Here is a 15,987-nt window from a genome sequence, read left to right on the forward strand (position 1 = left end):
CGGTGGAGGCGGCTCTCGTCGTCCTCGTCGTCGCGATCGCGCTCGGCTTCGACTACACCAACGGCTTCCACGACGCGGCCAACGCCATCGCCACCTCCGTCTCGACCCGTGCGCTGACGCCGCGGGTCGCGCTGCTGATGGCCGCCGTGATGAACTTCGTCGGCGCGCTGCTGGGCACGGAGGTCGCCGAGACGATCGCGACGTCGATCGTCGACCTGCAGGACGCCTCGAACCACACCGCGCTCGTCGTGGTGCTGTGCGCCCTCATCGGCGCCATCGCCTGGAACCTCATCACCTGGTGGTTCGGGCTGCCGTCGTCGTCCACGCACTCGCTGATCGGCGGGCTGGTCGGGGCAGGCCTGGCGGCCGGGCTCCCGATCTACGGGCAGTCGATCATCGACAAGGTCGTGCTGCCGATGGTGTTCTCCCCGCTCATCGGCTTCGTCGGCGCCTACCTGGTGATGGTCGCGGTGCTGTGGATCTTCCGGAACGCGGCCCCGTCGCGGGTGACGCGCCGGTTCCGGCTCGCGCAGACCGCGTCGGCGGCCGCGATGGCCCTCGGCCACGGCCTGCAGGACGCGCAGAAGACCATGGGCGTCATCTACATGGCGCTCGTGACCGTGGGGTGGGCGGCCGCCGACGGCAGCATCCCGCTGTGGGTCAAGCTGGCCGCCGCGAGCGCGATCTCGCTCGGCACCTACTCCGGCGGCTGGCGCATCATGCGCACGCTGGGCCGCCGCATCATCGAGCTCGACCCGGCCCGCGGCTTCGTCGCCGAGTCCGTGTCGGCCCTGGTGCTCTACGCCAACGCGTTCATCCTGCACGCGCCCGTCTCCACGACGCACACGATCACGTCGGCGATCATGGGCGTCGGTGCGACGCGCAGGCTGTCCGCCGTCCGCTGGGGCGTGGCCAAGAACATCGGCGTGGCCTGGGTGCTCACCATCCCCGCCGCCGCCCTCGTCGCCGCGATCACGACCTGGATCCTGCACCCCTGGCTGACCTGACCACCAGCCGCGGCGGTCAGTAGACCGGGGGCGTGACCTTCTCGACGGCGACGACGCGCGGGCCCTTGCCGGTGGTCGCGACGTGGGCGACGAGCAGGTCGCCCGGCTCGAGGAACGGGTCGCGCGACGGCAGGACGTTCGCGACGGCGCGGCGGGAGTGCTGGCCCAGCACGTCCAGCACGGTCGGCAGCACGGGGCGGTGCGTGCACAGCACCGACGACCGACCCGACTCGAGCAGGTCGAGCACCGTCGCGGCGACGCGGGACGGCGACCGCTCGTGCTCGGCCTCGCCCAGCTGGTCGCTGAGCTCCGGTCGGGCGCGCGCCGCCTGCACGTACGGCTCGATCGTCGCCGCGCAGCGCTCCCAACGGCTCGACACCACGGACGTCACGCCGTAGGCCGCGAGGACCGGGACGAGCGCCGCGCCCTGGGCGTGCCCCACCGGCGTCAGCGGCCGGTCGTGCTCGGCGCCGTGCCAGGCCGCCCGGGTGACGGCCTTGCCGTGCCGGACGATGACGACGGCGTGCGTGGCGAGCCGGCCCTGGCCGTGCGCCTCCACGAGGGCCTCGAGCGGCCCGCGGTCGGCGCGGCGCGTCAGGCGCGCGGCGGCGTCGTCGACGTCGAGCCACGCCTTCTTGTCGACCTCGTCCGTCGACGGCGGCTGCACGGGGGACCGTGCGGCCAGCGCCGCGGCGTCGTCGGACCGCGAGGCACGGCGTGCCGCCCAGTAGTGCACCCGCTTCACGCGGCCCTCGGGCGTCAGGTACTGCAGCCCCGGCAGGGGGACACCCAGCACCACGGGCTTGCCCGTCTCCTCCGCCACCTCGCGCGCGGCGGCCGTGTTCAGCGACTCGCCCGGCTCGAGCTTGCCCTTCGGCCAGGACCAGTCGTCGTAGCGCGGCCGGTGCACGAGCTGCACCTGCAGCCGCCCGTCCCGCTCGCGCCACACGAGCGCGCCCGCCGACTCGATCACCGGGGCGTGCTCCACCGACGTCGCCCCCAGCCTGTCCACGAGCGGCGACGCCGTGGTGCCCGCCGCCCGGCGCACCCGTGCCGCCCTCACCGCGCCCTCATCGAGCCCGCTCGGGCCGACGGCGGTGGCGGTCGACGAGCTGCGCCTGCAGGTCCACGAGGGGCACGCCGTCCCGCCCGACGGCGTGCCGCACCCAGGTGTCGTCCGGCTGCAGGTGCCACGTGGAGGTCTCGTCCGACATGGACGCGTCCATGAGGTCGAGGAGCTCCGCGACCTGGCCCTCGTCGGCGATCCGGACCAGCGCCTCGACGCGCCGGTCGAGGTTGCGGTGCATGAGGTCGGCCGAGCCGATGTACACCTCCGGGCCGGACTCCGGCCCCTCGCCGATGGCCGGGCCGGCCGCGTTGGCGAAGGCGTAGATCCGGGAGTGCTCCAGGAACCGGCCGAGGATGGAGCGCACGCGCACGTTCTCGCTCAGGCCCGGCACTCCCGGTCGCAGCGCGCAGATGCCGCGGACCACCAGGTCGACCTTCACCCCGGCCTGCGAGGCGCGGTACAGGGCGTCGATCGTGGCCTCGTCGACGGCGCTGTTCACCTTGATGCGCACCCAGGCGTCGTGCCCGGCACGGGCGGCGGCGGCCTCCCGCTCGATGCGCTCGACGAGGCCCGCGCGCACGGCGCGCGGCGCGACCAGCAGCCGGTGGAAGCGCGACTGCGGGGCGTACCCCGAGAGCTGGTTGAACAGGCGCGTGAGGTCCTGGCCGACGTCGCGGTCGCACGTGAGCAGCCCGTGGTCGGTGTACATGCGGGCCGTCTTCGGGTGGTAGTTGCCGGTGCCGACGTGGCAGTACCGGCGCAGCCCGTCCGCCTCCTGGCGCACCACGAGGGACAGCTTGGCGTGCGTCTTGAGGCCGACGATCCCGTACACGACGTGCACGCCCGCCTCCTCGAGCTTGCGCGCCCAGGAGATGTTGGCCTGCTCGTCGAACCGCGCCTTGATCTCGACGAGCGCGAGCACCTGCTTGCCCGCCTCGGCGGCGTCGATCAGGGCGTCCACGATCGGGGAGTCGCCCGACGTGCGGTACAGCGTCTGCTTGATCGCGAGGACCGCCGGGTCGGCGGCCGCCTGCTCGAGGAACGTCTGCACCGACGTCGAGAACGAGTCGTAGGGGTGGTGGAGCAGGATGTCCCGCTCGCGGATCGCGGCGAAGACGTCGCGCGCCGTGGCGGACTCCACCTCGGCGAGCTGGCGGTGCGTCGTCGGGACGAAGGGCGGGTAGTGCAGCGACGCGCGCTCGATGTCGGCGATGACGTTGAGACCGGTGAGGTCGAGCGGCGCGGGCAGCTCGTACACCTCCTCCTCGGCCACGTCGAGCTCGCGCACCAGCAGCTCGCGGATGCGCGGCGAGATGCCGTGCGCCAGCTCGAGCCGCACGGGCGGGCCGAACCGGCGGCGCAGCAGCTCCTTCTCCATCGCCTGCAGGAGGTTCTCGGCGTCGTCCTCCTCGACCTCCACGTCCTCGTTGCGCGTGACGCGGAACGTGTGGCTCTCGCGCACCTCCATGCCCGGGAAGAGGTGGTCGAGGTGCTGGGCGATGACCTCCTCCAGCGGCACGAACGACGTCTGCGTGCCGCCGCCCTGCGTGGGCGTGGGGGCCGACGGGCGGCCGCGGTCGTCGACGGCGATGAACCGCGGCAGCAGCGGCGGCACCTTGACGCGGGCGAAGTGCTCCTTGCCCGTGAGCGGGTTCGCGACGACGACCGCCAGGTTGAGCGACAGCCCTGAGATGTACGGGAACGGGTGCGCCGGGTCCACCGCGAGCGGCGTGAGCACGGGGAAGATCTGCTTGCGGAAGAACTTGTGCAGACGCTCCTGCTCGCGGACCTCGAGCTGGTCCCAGTGCACGATCGTGATGCCCTCGGCGTCGAGCGCCGGCTGCACGTCGGAGCGGAACACCTCCGCGTGCCTCGTCATGAGGCGGTGCGCGCCCTCGCCGATCGTCTCCAGCACCTGCCGCGGGCTCAAGCCCGACGCCGCGGTGACGGCGATGCCCGTGGCGATGCGCCGTTTCAGGCCCGCCACCCGCACCATGAAGAACTCGTCCAGGTTGGACGCGAAGATCGCGAGGAACCGGGTGCGCTCCAGCAGCGGCAGCGACGGGTCCTCGGCCAGCTCCAGCACCCGCTCGTTGAACGCGAGCCAGCTCAGCTCCCGCTCCGCGAACCGGTCGTCGGGCAGCGGCTCGAGCTCGACCGCGGCGGCGACGCCGTCGGACTCCGGCTCCTCGGCGATGTGCTCGGCGATGTGGGCCGCGAGCTGCGGGTCCAGGGGGCGGGACGGCGCGACGGCCGTGGAGCGCGGGCGGCTGTCCGTGACCTCGGCGGCCACGACGGCGGTGTCCGGCGCGGCGGAGGGGCCGCGTCCGTCGCGGGACCGGGACGTTCGGGGGCGCGACGCTGTCATGCCCCCCATCGTGGCACCGATAGGTGAACGGCGGGTGACGAAGTCCGCCGCCCCGTCGCTACGCACCCGTGGGTCGCGCGTACTGGACGTCCACGGCGGCGCGCTCGAAGCCGGCGCTCGCGTACGTGGCCAGCGCCGGCGCGTTGTCCCCGTCCACGTAGAGCACCGCACGGTCGCAGCCCACGCGCGCCAGGTGGCGCAGCCCGACGGCGGTGAGCGCGCGGCCCAGACCTCGGCCCTGCGCGTCGGGGGAGACGCCGACCGCATAGATCTCTCCGGAGCGGCTCTCTCCGTCCCGGGAATTGTCCGGCTGGTCGTTCTCGACCTTGGTCCACAGGAAGCCGAGCGGCTCGCTGCCCGGGCCGGCGGCGTCGTCGCCGGGCACGACGAGGAAGAAGCCGTCGGCGTCGAACCAGGGCTCGCGCCGCCGGTCGTGCAGGTCGTCGACCGTGAGGCGGCCCTGCTCCGGGTGGTCCGCGAACGCGCGCGCGTTCAGCCGCACCCACGCCTCGTCGTCGGCGTCGGGGCGGAACGTCCGCAGGGAGAGGCCGGGCAGGTCCGGTACGTCGCGCGCCGCGTCGTCGGGCCCGAGGGGGCGCGCGAGCACGAGCAGCTCGCGCGCGGCCTCGTAGCCGTGCGCCGCGGCGAACGCCCGCGCCGCGGACAGGTCGCCGTGCGCCCACACCCGCAGTGGCTTGCCGCGCTGGCCCGGCGCGCCCGAGAACATCGGCAGCCGCGCGTCGCGCTCGGCGGTGCGCAGCAGGACGCCCCCGACGCCCCGGCGCCGGTGGTCGGGGTGCACCACGAGCTCGGCGCTCGCGTCGTCGCCGCCGCGGTCCACCTGGAGGTAGCCGACGACGGCGCCCTCGTCGTCGCGCGCGACGACGTGCGTGAGCCAGTCGGCGTCCGTGCCCAGCCGCAGCAGCGGCTGCTCCGACAGCGGGGCGACGCCGTCGTGGGCGGACGCCGCCGCGGCGAGGGCGCGCACGGCGTCCTGCGCGGTCGCGTCGAGCGCGTCGAAGGACAGGGTGGGCTGGACGGGCGAGGTGGGCACGACCCCATTGTCGCCGAGGTGGCGCGGATCTTCGTGAGGTGGTGGACCGACCCCCCACGTCACGAGAATCCGTACTACCTGGCGGAGATCCGCACTACCTCGGCGGGGTGATGACTTCCGCGCCGCCGGGCGCGCCGTCGCACCGGGGGGAGTGGGCGGGTGGGGAGAGTGCGACAGGGTGGGACGTCCTCGTCTCTCGTGCGACTCGGCACGCGCTGCGCGTGCGGTCCCCGAGTGGTCGAGGCGTCGCCGCCGTTCCGAGGGCCGAAACGGCCAAGCCGAGCCTGCCGGGGTCGTGAGGACCCCGACAGGCCCGGCCCGTCGTACCGCTGTCAGTCCTCGTTCGCCGCCGACGGCTTCGCGAGACCCGCGGAGATGAGGTCCATCACCGAGGAGTCGGCGAGCGTGGTCGCGTCGCCCACGGTGCGGTTCTCGGCGACGTCGCGCAGCAGGCGGCGCATGATCTTGCCGGACCGGGTCTTGGGCAGCTCCGGCACGACGAGGATGCGGCGCGGCTTGGCGATCGGGCCGATCTCCTTGGCGACGTGGTTGCGCAGCTCCTGCTGGACCTCCTCCGCGCCCTCCGGCGTCGAGGCGCGGTCCGCGTGCTCGCCGCGCAGGATGACGAACGCGACGACCGCCTGGCCGGTGGTCTCGTCGTTGGCGCCGACGACGGCGGCCTCGGCCACGACGTCGTGCGAGACGAGTGCGGACTCGATCTCCGTGGTCGACAGGCGGTGGCCGGAGACATTCATGACGTCGTCCACGCGGCCGAGCAGCCAGATGTCGCCGTCCTCGTCCTTCTTCGCGCCGTCGCCGGCGAAGTAGAGGCCCTCGAACCGCGACCAGTACGTGTCCTTGAAGCGCTGCAGGTCGCCCCAGATGCCGCGCAGCATGGACGGCCACGGCTCGGAGAGCACGAGGTACCCGCCGCCGCCGTCGGGCACGGAGCGGGCCTCGTCGTCGACGACGTCGGCCACGATGCCGGGCAGCGCGACCTGCGCCGAGCCGGGCTTGGTGGCGGTGACACCGGGCAGCGGGCTGATCATGATGGCGCCCGTCTCCGTCTGCCACCAGGTGTCGACGATCGGCGCGGTGTCGCCGCCGATGACGCGGCGGTACCACATCCACGCCTCGGGGTTGATGGGCTCGCCCACCGAGCCGAGCACGCGCAGGCTCGACAGGTCGAAGCCGGCGGGGATGTCCTCGCCCCACTTCATGCAGGTGCGGATCGCGGTCGGCGCGGTGTAGAGGATCGACACCTTGTACTTCTCGACGAGCTCCCACCAGCGGCCGCGGTGCGGGGTGTCCGGGGTGCCCTCGTACAGCACCTGGGTGGCGCCGTTGGTCAGCGGCCCGTAGACGACGTACGTGTGCCCGGTGACCCAGCCGATGTCGGCGGTGCACCAGTAGACGTCGCTCTCGGCCTTGAGGTCGAAGACGTTCTTGTGGGTGTACGCCGCCTGCGTGAGGTAGCCGCCCGTGGTGTGCAGGATGCCCTTCGGCTTCCCCGTCGTGCCCGAGGTGTACAGGATGAACAGCGGGTGCTCGGCGTCGACAGGGACCGGCTCGTGGAAGGTGTCCGCGCGCTCCAGGGCGTCGTGCCACCAGACGTCGCGGCCCTCGGTCCAGTCGACGTCCTGCTCGGTGCGACGGACGACCAGCACGTGCTCGACAGTCGTCGCCGGCTCCCCGTCCTTGGGGCCGATCGCCTCGTCGACGGCCGGCTTGAGGGCGGACGGCGCGCCCCGGCGGTAGCCGCCGTCGGCCGTGATGACCAGCTTGGCCTCGGCGTCGGCGATGCGGCTGCGCAGCGCGTCGGCGGAGAAACCGCCGAACACCACCGAGTGCGGGGCGCCGATGCGGGCGCACGCCAGCATCGCGACGACCGACTCGACGAGCATCGGCAGGTAGATGACGACACGGTCGCCCTTCGTGACGCCCAGCGACGTGAGCGCGTTCGCGGCCCGGGACACCTCGCGCTGCAGGTCCGCGTAGGTGACGGTGCGGGTGTCGCCCGGCTCGCCCTCGAAGTGGATGGCGACCCGGTCGCCGCGCCCGGCCTCGACGTGCCGGTCCACCGCGTTGTAGGCGGCGTTGAGCTGCCCGTCCGCGAACCACCTCGCCACGGGCGCCTCGGACCAGTCGAGGGTCTGGGTGAACGGCGTGGACCAGCTGACCAGCTCCCGAGCCTGGTCGGCCCAGAACCCGAGCCGGTCGGCCTTGGCCTCCTCGTACAGGGACGGCTGGGCGTTCGCCTGCGCCGCGAAGGCGGGGCTGGGCGGGAACGCTCGCGTCTCGTGCAGCAGGTTCTCGAGGCTGGGGGCGGTGGTCTCGTTCTCTGGCACGCTTACCTCCGGTGCGCATCGTCGCTGGTGCGTTCCCCGTCGGGACGACGGCGCGTCGCGACCCCGGGGACGGCGGCGCCCCGCGGGGCCCCGCCGTCGGGAGTCTAGACCTCGCGCGTGACCGTGGTCACGCTGTCCCACGGTTTGGCCGCACTCCTTGCAAAAGTGGTCCCCGGACCCCTCGTACGTCGCACCGCGACGTCGACCGGGTGCAGGCGTGGCACGACGAGCTGGGCTGGGTGGACGGGTACACGGACGCCGTCCTCGCCGACGAGTGGGCGGGTGCGCCTGAGCGGCAGCCCGCGGGCTGAGGCACCTGGCCCGGGCACGAGGACGGCGCCCGGGTTGCAGGACACCGAGCGCCGTTCTCGCCAGCCCGGACGCGGGTAGCAGGCGCTTGGTCCGATCACTGGGTGGGGTCGTTCCCACCGAGTGGGTCCTCAACCGGGGACTTCCTTAGCGTGGGTCCCGGCGTCCGGCTGTCTCCCTCCATGGAACGCCCGCCCGGGCGGGCGTGCAAGCGCTCAGGCGTGCCGACGCCGCCACCAGCGGCGGAGCAACCAGGCGGCCACGACGGCGACGACGACGCCGCCCGTGGCGAGAGCCACGGCGGGCGGGCGGATCGCGGAGCGGAGGGCCACGGGACGGGAGAACGTGAGCACGCCCCAGCCGTTCTCGGCGGCCACGCGGCGCAGCGTCTTGTCCGGGTTGACGGCGAAGCCGTGCCCGACGGCGCCCAGCATCGGCGCGTCCGTCACGGAGTCGGAGTAGGCGTAGCTGCGCTCGAGGTCGTAGCCGCGCCGGGCGGCGAGCTCGCGCACGGCCTCGGCCTTCTGCTCCCCGTACGCGTAGAACTCGATCTCGCCGGTGTACCTGCCGTCCTCGACCGCCATGCGGGTGGCGACGACGTGGTCCGCGCCCAGCACGGTGGCGATCGGCTCGACGAGCTCGGTGCCGGAGGCAGAGACGATGACGACGTCGTGACCGAGCTCGTGGTGCTCGGCGATGAGCTCCACGGCCTCGGCGTAGACGTACGGGTCGATGAGCTCGTGCACCGTCTCGGCGACGATCTGCTGCACCTTGCTCACCTCCCAGCCGGTGGCGAGCTCGGACAGGTGCTTGCGCATCCGCTCCGTCTGGTCGGCGTCGGCGTTGCCCGCGTAGAAGAGGAGGTGCGCGTACGCGCTGCGCAGCACGTCGCCGCGCGTGATGAGGCCCCCGGCGTAGAACGGCTTGGAGAACGCGGCCGACGAGCTGGTCGCGATGATCGTCTTGTCGAGGTCGAAGAACGCTGCGACGCGCGACCGCGACGTCGTCGTCGCGGGTGGTGACGTCTCGCGCGGTCCTGGTCGGTCGGTCACGGGCCAGAGCCTAGCCGGGAGGATCGCCGCGGTGTCCGGGGTCTCATGCACAACTCTTGTGCAGAGATATTGTGCACAAGAGTTGTGCATGGTTATTGTGCACGCATGGAGCCGACGCCGGAGCGCCCGTACACCCACCTCGAGCTGACCGCCGAGGCCGCCAAGGTCCTTGCCCACCCGCTGCGCTCCCGGCTGCTCGGCGCGCTGCGTCGTGGCGGCCCGGCGTCGGCGACGGCGCTCGCGGCCGAGCTGTCCACCAACACCGGCGCCACCAGCTACCACCTCCGCAAGCTGGCGTCCGTCGGCCTCGTGACGGACACCGAGGAGGGGCGCGGCAAGGAGCGGCTCTGGGCGGCGGCCACGCAGAGCCACGGCTGGCGCGACTCCGACTTCGGCGGCGACGAGGACGCCCAGACCGCGCTCGGTTGGTTGGTGCGCGACTACCACCGGCAGTTCGACACGAACTACGCCCACTGGCTCGACGTGCAGGAGAGCTGGCCGAAGGAGTGGACCGACGTCGCCGGCATGACCGACACCTGGGTGGACGTCACGCCCGAGCAGGCGGCCGCGATGGCGGACGAGCTCGAGGCCGTCGTCAACAAGTACCTGCGCGTCGGCACCGGCGACCCGCGCGCGCGGCGCCTGCACCTGTGGCGGTTCCTCTTCCCGCTCGACGCCGACGACGTGCCCGACGCCGACGCCAGGACCGCCGCCGTCGACGACGGGCCCGAGAGCGAGGACGACGAGTCATGAGCCCGCAGCGCGTCTTCCTCCTGCTCACGGCCACCCGGTGGTTCCCGGTCGGCCTGGTCGTCACGGTCACCACGCTGCTGCCGATCGAGCGCGGCCTCACCGTGGCCCAGACCCTCAGCCTCGCCTCGGTGATGGGCCTCGTCGTGTTCGCGCTCGAGCTCCCGACCGGCGGCACCGCCGACGCCGTCGGGCGGCGTCCCATGCTCGTCGCCTCCGCCGTGGTGCAGGTGCTGGCGGCCACCACGTTCCTGCTGGCGCAGTCCTTCTGGGCCTTCCTCGTCGCGTCGGCGCTCATGGGCATGTTCCGGGCGCTGGACTCCGGCCCGCTCGAGGCGTGGTTCGTCGACGCCGTGCACGCGAAGCACCCGGGCGCCGACGTCGACCGCACGCTCGCGCACCAGGGCACCGTGCTCGGGGTGTCGATCGCCCTCGGCGCGCTCGTGTCGGGCGGGCTGATCTGGTGGCACCCGTTCGCCGCGTGGTCGGCGCTCGCGCTCCCGTACACCACGTACTGCGCCCTCGCCGTGGTGCACCTGGTGATGGTCACCGTGCTCGTCCGGGAGGCTCCGCGTCGCCCGGCCGACGCCGCCACGGTCGTGCCCGTCGGACGACGGCGGTGGCGCGCGGCGGTCCGGTCCACCGTCGCATCCGCGCGACAGATGCCCGCGGTCGTCGCCTCCGGTCTGCGGCTCGCCCGGGACAGCCGCGTGCTGCGCGGCCTGCTGCTGGTGGAGCTCTTCACGGCGACCGCCATGGTGGTGTTCGAGTCCCTGCAACCCGTCCGGATGGCGGAGCTGCTCGGGGGCGAGGCGCAGGCGGCGGCCGTCATGGGCCCCGTCGCCTCGGTCGGCTGGGGGACCTTCGCCCTCGGCGCCGCGCTGTGCGGACTCACCAGCCGCCGGTTCGGGGTGGCCCGCACGGCGATGGCGTCGCGGGTCCTCAACGGGCTCGGCGCGGTGTGGATGGGGCTGGCCGGCGGGCCCGGGATGCTCGTGGTCGCCTACCTCGTCACGTACGGGCTGCACGGCAGCTCGGGGCCGAGCTACAACGCGCTGCTGCACCGCGAGGCACGGCGGGACAACCGGTCCACCGTGCTGTCCCTGGCATCGATGGTGGGCTTCGCGTCCTACGCCGTCGCGTCGCCCGCACTCGGCTGGGTGGCGCAGACGGCGTCGACGTCGCTCGCGATGGTGCTCGGCGGGGCGTTCAGCGTCCTCGGCGTCCTGTGCTTCCTGCCGGCGCTGCGCGCGGAGCGGGAGCGGGGGCGGCGACCTGTCGACGAGGTGGACGACGTTCCGCAGGACGCCGCCGCGGCCTGACGCCGCACGGAGGCCGCCCCCAGGCGAGCGTCGTCCACAGATCCTCGCCCACCGCCCCGACGGGTGAGCGCTGCGGACCAGCCTGGGCGCATGGACGACGCACCCATCCGCACGCTGCCCCGGCCGACGGACACCAGGCCGACGACCGCCTGGCCCCCAGCCGGGCCTGCGGCCTGGCCACCGGGGCCAGCACGCCGCACGGTCGCCGTCGTCGGCGCGTGCGGCGGCGCCGGGGTGAGCGCCCTGGCGGCGGCCCTGGCCCAAGGGCTCCGGCGGGCGGGGGAGGGCGCGGTCCTCGTGGACCTCGACCTGCCGGGCCCCGGCGTCGACGTGCTGCTCGGCATCGAGGACGAGCCCGGGGCCCGCTGGCCCGAGCTCGCGGCCGCCCGAGGGGAGGTCGACGGCGTCGGCCTGGTCGCGGCGCTACCCCGCTGGCGCTCGGTGCCCGTGCTCTCCGGTGCCCGCCTGAGCCCCGCCCGCCCCGACGACGCGGTGGTCGTGGACGTCTGCACCGGCATGCTGCGTAGCGGCGAGACCGTGGTGCTCGACCTGCCACGACCCGCGGCCTGGACCGCGGCCGCGCGGATGCTGGTGGCCTCCGCGGACGTGGTGGCGCTCGTGGCCCCCTGCACCGCTCCCGGTGTGGCCGGGGCGCTGGCGACCTGGGGCGAGCTCGTCGAGCTCGGCGTGCGGGACCCGTGGCTCGTCGCGCGGCGGCCTGCGCCCGGCCGCGTCGACGCGGCCGCCCTGGGCGACGCCGTCGGGCTCCCGGTGGCCGCGACCGTGCGCGCGGACGCCCGCCTCCCCCGCCGCCGTCGACCGTGGCGACGGGCCGCCCGTCGGTCGGCGTACACCGCTCGGTCGTGCCGCGGCCTCGCTGGTGGCGGCGCTGGCGGGTGCGTCGTGACCGCCCGTGCGCTCGTCGACCGCGACCTGCTCGACGACGTGCGGGCCCGGGTCGGCACGTCCGGGACGGCGCTCGACGACGCCGCGGTCCGCGACGCCCTGCGGGCCACCGGGCGGGTGTTCGGGTCGGCGGCGCTGAGCGACCTCGCGCGCGCGGCGCGGGCCGAGCTCACCGGCGCCGGGCCGCTGCAGGAGCTGCTGGACGCGCCCGACGTCACCGACGTGCTCGTCAACGGCCCGCGCGACGTCTGGGTGGATCGCGGCGACGGGCTCCGGCGGGTGGACCTCGACCTCGGCACCCCCGACGCCGTGCGGGCGCTCGCCGTGCGGATGGCGGCCGTCGCCGGGCAGCGGCTCGACGACGCGGCCCCGACGGTGGACGCGCGCATGCCCGACGGGACCCGGCTCCATGCCGTCGTGGAACCCGTCGCACCGGCCGGCGCGGTGATCGCCCTGCGGGTGCTGCGGCAGGCGGCGCACTCCCTGGAGTCCCTGGTCGCCGGGGGCGGGCTGCCGCCGCAGTGGGAGGCCGTGCTGCGCGCGCTCGTCGCGGGCCGGGCCAACCTGCTCGTCACGGGCGGCACCGGCACCGGGAAGACCACGCTGCTCGCCGCGCTGCTGTCCCTGGTGCCGCCCGCCGAGCGGGTGCTCGTGGTCGAGGAGGCCCGCGAGCTCGCCCCCAGGCACCGGCACGTGGTGTCCCTCGCGGCCCGGCGCCCCAACGTCGAGGGCGTCGGGGAGGTCACGCTCACCGAGCTGGTGCGCGGCGCCCTGCGGATGCGGCCGGACCGGATCGTCGTCGGCGAGTGCCGGGGCGCCGAGGTCCGCGAGCTCCTCCTCGCCATGAACACCGGGCACGACGGCGGCATGGCCACCGTGCACGCCAACGCCGTCGAGCATGTGCCCGCGCGCCTGGAGGCGCTCGCGGCGCTCGCCGGGATGCCGCGAGACGCCGTCGCCGCGCAGGCGTCGGCCGCGCTCGACGTGGTGCTCCACCTGCGGCGGGGCGGCGGTCGTCGGCACCTGGCCGAGATCGGCCTCGTCGGGCGGGACGACGACGGCCGGCTGTCGGTCCGTCGTGCCGCCGTGTGGGCGCCGGGCACGGACCCGCGACCCGACGGCGCGTGGGAGGAGCTCGTGCGGCGGTGGGCGTCGTGACGGGGCTCGGGGCGGGGGCCGGCGCGGGGATCGCGGCGGGGCCGGCGGCCGTCGGGCTCTGGGTGGCGCTCGCCGCGTGGCTGGTGCTGGCCCGTGGCGGGCGCCGCGCGGACGTCCTCGCTCGCCCCACGGTCGCGCGCCGCACCTGGTCGAGGGCGCTGCGGCGCCGGGGGCGGGACGCGTCGACGGGGGCGGACGCGGTGCGGGTCGCCGTCGCGCAGGTGGTGGCGCTGCTGCGGGCCGGGGCGCCGCCGGCAGCGGCCTGGTCGCGCGCGCTCGCGGTGCCCGTCGACGCCACCGGGGTGCCCGACCCGGCGGCTCTGGCACCGATGGTCGGCGGGGCCGGCCACGCTCGGTCGGTCGTGGCCGCCGCGGTGCTGTCCCGGGACACCGGGGCTCCGCTCGCGTCCGTGCTCGACGCCGTGTCCGGGGCGCTCGTGGCCGAGGCGGAGGCCCGCGGGGAGCGGGAAGCGTCGTTGGCCGGGCCGCGAGCCACCGCGCGCGTCCTGATGTGGCTGCCCCTCCTGGGCGCCGCGCTCGGCTGGGTGCTCGGCGCCGACCCGCTGGCGACGGCGCTCGACGGCGGCGTCGGCTCCGTCGCGGTGTGCCTGGGGCTCCTGCTGCTCGCCGCCGGGTGGGCGTGGACCCGCCGGCTGGTCGCGGCCGCGCGGGCGGCGGGGGAGGAGGCGGCATGAGCTCGCTCGCCGCCGGTGCCGGCGCGGTCACCGTCGCGGGGGCCGCGTGGACGGTCGTGGTGACCGTGCTGCTCGGCGCAGGGCCGTGGTGGCTGGCGCGCGGTGCCGCCGACCGGCGGGTGGCGCGCCTGGCCCTGGACGGTCGTGCACCCACCCGCGCCGACGGGCCCGCGGCGGATCCCGTGGACGTGCCCGTCGTGCTGGAGCTCCTCGGAGCGGCGCTCCGCGCGGGAGCCGGCGTCCCGCGGGCCCTCGAGGCGACGGGCGCGGCGCTCGCCGGCGCGACGTCGCCGGGGGCCTCCGGGGTGTCCGGCTCGAGCTCGGCCGACGGCGTGGCCCTGCGAGCGGCGGCGGACGCGCTGCGGCTCGGCGCGGACTGGGACGGCGCGTGGCGCGACGCCCCCGGCCGGCTCGGCCCGGCACACCGGGCGCTGCGCGGGGCCTGGACCGACGGAGCGTCTCCGACAGGCGCGTTACGGGCAGCGGGGGAGGAGCTGCTGCGTGCCCGTCGGTCCGCCGCGCGCACGGCCGCGGCCAGCCTCGCCGTGCGGCTCGTGCTGCCGCTCGGCGCCTGCTACCTGCCCGCGTTCGTGCTGATCGGCCTCGTGCCCGTGCTGCTCGCGCTGGGCGTCGACCTGCTGTCCGGGTGACCGTGCCCGGCCCACGACGACCCGGGCGCCGCCCGGGTCCGCCGCGCCCGCCCGGCCGGGCGGACGCGGCACGACCCGCCCGGACCGTCCGGCGCAGGTCGCGAGAAGGACACCGCAAGGAACGACCGAAGGAACACGGAGGAGCCATGACGAACGAGGACGACGGCCGCGTGGCGGCCGAGCGCGAGCGGGAGCCAGGGACGGCACCGGACGGTGGCGTGATCGCTGGCCCGGACACGGGAGCGGGGTCGGAGCCCGCGCCCCTGGACCCGGAGGCCGGGCTGGCCACCGCGGAGTACGCCGTCGCCACCGTGGCGGCGGTCGGGTTCGCCGGCCTGCTCATCGCGGTGCTCAAGAGCGACACCGTCCGAGGCCTGCTGGAGAACATCATCAGCTCGGCGCTGTCCGTCTGATGCGCCCGCACCGCAGCAGGGGCACCCGCACGACGCGGGCCCCCGGGGAACGGTCACGGGGGGCCGACGGAGAGCGTGGCGCGGTGACGGCCGAGCTTGCCGTCGGGCTGCCGGTGGTGGTCCTCCTGCTGGTCGCGGTGCTCAGCCTCGCGGCCGCGTCCACGGCGCAGATGCGCGCCCTGGACGCGGCCCGGGCCGGGGCGCGCGCCTACGCCATCGGGGAGGACGACGCGGCGGCGCGCCGGGCTGTCGCGCAGGTCGGCGGCGACGACGCGGAGCTGACCGTCACCCGGGACGGCACGTGGGTGCGGGTCTCGGTGACCCGGCCGGTGGTGGGCGGGTGGTTCGCGGACGCGCCCGTGCGGGCGTCCGGGGACGCGACGGCGTGGGTGGAGCCGTGAGCGCCGCGTGCGGCGGGGTGCACGAGTCCCGGCCGGACCTGCGCGAGAGCTCCGTGAGCCGGGAGCGGGGCGCGGGGACCGTCGTCGTGCTCGCGCTCGCGGCGGTGGTCGTGCTGCTCGCGCTGGCCGTCGGCGCGCTGGGCGCCGCGCAGCGGGCACGAGGGGCGGCCCAGGCCGCGGCGGACCTGGGCGCGCTCGCCGCCGCGACCGCATGGCGGCAGGGCGCCGACCCGTGCGCGACGGCGACCGAGGCCGTGCGCCGCAACGGCGGGCGGGTGGTGGCGTGCGTCCCGGAGGACGGCGGCACCGTCGGCGTCCGGGCGACGCGCGCCGCGCTCGGCCCGGAGGTGGTGCCGTGGGTGGGCTCGCTCGGCGACGCCGCCGCGCACGCCCGCGCGGGGCCACGGCCCGGTCCTGCTCCTGGGCCCGCGCGGCAGCCCGGGGCCGAGCCGCCATCCCGACCCGGACCGTCGCCGTGAGGCGCG

At 75.4% G+C, this 15,987-nt stretch carries 14 protein-coding genes; 9 read left to right on the top strand and 5 right to left on the bottom strand.

From position 1 onward, the window contains the following. The first annotated feature begins 2 nt into the window (after window positions 1–2). Complete coding sequence (locus ACH443_RS01510) at window positions 3–1,007, top strand: inorganic phosphate transporter (RefSeq protein WP_429765965.1); 1,005 nt, start codon at window positions 3–5, stop codon at window positions 1,005–1,007. A gap of 16 nt (window positions 1,008–1,023) precedes the next feature. Here the strand turns inward: ACH443_RS01510 and ACH443_RS01515 are convergent, their stop codons facing one another. The 5 genes from ACH443_RS01515 to ACH443_RS01535 all read right to left on the bottom strand — a co-directional run bounded on the left by ACH443_RS01515 (window position 1,024) and on the right by ACH443_RS01535 (window position 9,207). Continuing rightward, complete coding sequence (locus tag ACH443_RS01515; protein ID WP_430589449.1) at window positions 1,024–2,019, bottom strand: NUDIX domain-containing protein; 996 nt, start codon at window positions 2,017–2,019, stop codon at window positions 1,024–1,026. A 58-nt stretch (window positions 2,020–2,077) separates the two neighbouring features. Beyond that, window positions 2,078–4,453: an RNA degradosome polyphosphate kinase gene (locus ACH443_RS01520; protein WP_429765963.1), complete on the bottom strand. Its 2,376-nt coding sequence runs from the start codon at window positions 4,451–4,453 to the stop codon at window positions 2,078–2,080. 49 nt (window positions 4,454–4,502) lie between these two features. Beyond that, on the bottom strand, window positions 4,503–5,498 hold the full coding sequence (gene mshD, locus ACH443_RS01525; RefSeq protein ID WP_430589272.1) for a mycothiol synthase: 996 nt from the start codon (window positions 5,496–5,498) through the stop codon (window positions 4,503–4,505). A 332-nt stretch (window positions 5,499–5,830) separates the two neighbouring features. Beyond that, window positions 5,831–7,846 (bottom strand): acetate--CoA ligase, encoded by a 2,016-nt coding sequence (gene acs / locus ACH443_RS01530; RefSeq protein ID WP_430589273.1) that lies wholly within the window; start codon window positions 7,844–7,846, stop codon window positions 5,831–5,833. A 524-nt stretch (window positions 7,847–8,370) separates the two neighbouring features. Beyond that, on the bottom strand, window positions 8,371–9,207 hold the full coding sequence (locus ACH443_RS01535; RefSeq protein ID WP_430589274.1) for an HAD family hydrolase: 837 nt from the start codon (window positions 9,205–9,207) through the stop codon (window positions 8,371–8,373). Between the two features lie 105 nt (window positions 9,208–9,312). On the opposite strand from ACH443_RS01535, the gene ACH443_RS01540 reads away from it, so the two are divergent. From ACH443_RS01540 to ACH443_RS01575, 8 genes are all read left to right on the top strand, one after another. Further along, complete coding sequence (locus tag ACH443_RS01540) at window positions 9,313–9,960, top strand: winged helix-turn-helix domain-containing protein (RefSeq protein ID WP_429765958.1); 648 nt, start codon at window positions 9,313–9,315, stop codon at window positions 9,958–9,960. Next, on the top strand, window positions 9,957–11,279 hold the full coding sequence (locus ACH443_RS01545; protein ID WP_430589275.1) for an MFS transporter: 1,323 nt from the start codon (window positions 9,957–9,959) through the stop codon (window positions 11,277–11,279). The genes ACH443_RS01540 and ACH443_RS01545 overlap by 4 nt, the downstream gene beginning before the upstream one ends. A gap of 90 nt (window positions 11,280–11,369) precedes the next feature. Next, entirely contained in the window at window positions 11,370–13,343 is a 1,974-nt protein-coding gene (locus tag ACH443_RS01550; RefSeq protein ID WP_430589276.1) for a TadA family conjugal transfer-associated ATPase, read from the top strand. Next, the gene (locus tag ACH443_RS01555; protein WP_430589277.1) at window positions 13,331–14,038 is read left to right on the top strand and encodes a type II secretion system F family protein; all 708 of its coding nucleotides are present in this window, start codon (window positions 13,331–13,333) and stop codon (window positions 14,036–14,038) included. The genes ACH443_RS01550 and ACH443_RS01555 overlap by 13 nt, the downstream gene beginning before the upstream one ends. Continuing rightward, window positions 14,035–14,688, top strand: coding sequence for a type II secretion system F family protein (locus tag ACH443_RS01560; RefSeq protein ID WP_430589278.1), 654 nt, complete (start codon window positions 14,035–14,037; stop codon window positions 14,686–14,688). The genes ACH443_RS01555 and ACH443_RS01560 overlap by 4 nt, the downstream gene beginning before the upstream one ends. Window positions 14,689–14,834: 146 nt before the next feature. Continuing rightward, complete coding sequence (locus ACH443_RS01565) at window positions 14,835–15,101, top strand: DUF4244 domain-containing protein (protein ID WP_429765948.1); 267 nt, start codon at window positions 14,835–14,837, stop codon at window positions 15,099–15,101. An 83-nt stretch (window positions 15,102–15,184) separates the two neighbouring features. Beyond that, on the top strand, window positions 15,185–15,502 hold the full coding sequence (locus ACH443_RS01570) for a TadE family type IV pilus minor pilin (protein ID WP_429765946.1): 318 nt from the start codon (window positions 15,185–15,187) through the stop codon (window positions 15,500–15,502). Continuing rightward, window positions 15,499–15,981, top strand: a complete 483-nt coding sequence (locus tag ACH443_RS01575; protein ID WP_430589279.1) for an Rv3654c family TadE-like protein — start codon at window positions 15,499–15,501, stop codon at window positions 15,979–15,981. Before ACH443_RS01570 ends, ACH443_RS01575 begins: the two co-directional genes overlap by 4 nt. Window positions 15,982–15,987: the final 6 nt, after the last annotated feature.

It is taken from the genome of Isoptericola sp. NPDC019571 (assembly GCF_044389385.1).
In the GTDB taxonomy this organism is placed as follows: domain Bacteria; phylum Actinomycetota; class Actinomycetes; order Actinomycetales; family Cellulomonadaceae; genus Isoptericola; species Isoptericola nanjingensis.

What these genes read in the sequence shown, in the direction of transcription:
- ACH443_RS01520 (WP_429765963.1), bottom strand. Translation starts at nt 4,453, where the DNA reads ATGGGGGGCATGACAGCGTCGCGCCCCCGAACGTCCCGGTCCCGCGAC.
- ACH443_RS01540 (WP_429765958.1), top strand. Translation starts at nt 9,313, where the DNA reads ATGGAGCCGACGCCGGAGCGCCCGTACACCCACCTCGAGCTGACCGCC.
- ACH443_RS01545 (WP_430589275.1), top strand. Translation starts at nt 9,957, where the DNA reads ATGAGCCCGCAGCGCGTCTTCCTCCTGCTCACGGCCACCCGGTGGTTC.
- ACH443_RS01550 (WP_430589276.1), top strand. Translation starts at nt 11,370, where the DNA reads ATGGACGACGCACCCATCCGCACGCTGCCCCGGCCGACGGACACCAGG.
- ACH443_RS01560 (WP_430589278.1), top strand. Translation starts at nt 14,035, where the DNA reads ATGAGCTCGCTCGCCGCCGGTGCCGGCGCGGTCACCGTCGCGGGGGCC.
- ACH443_RS01565 (WP_429765948.1), top strand. Translation starts at nt 14,835, where the DNA reads ATGACGAACGAGGACGACGGCCGCGTGGCGGCCGAGCGCGAGCGGGAG.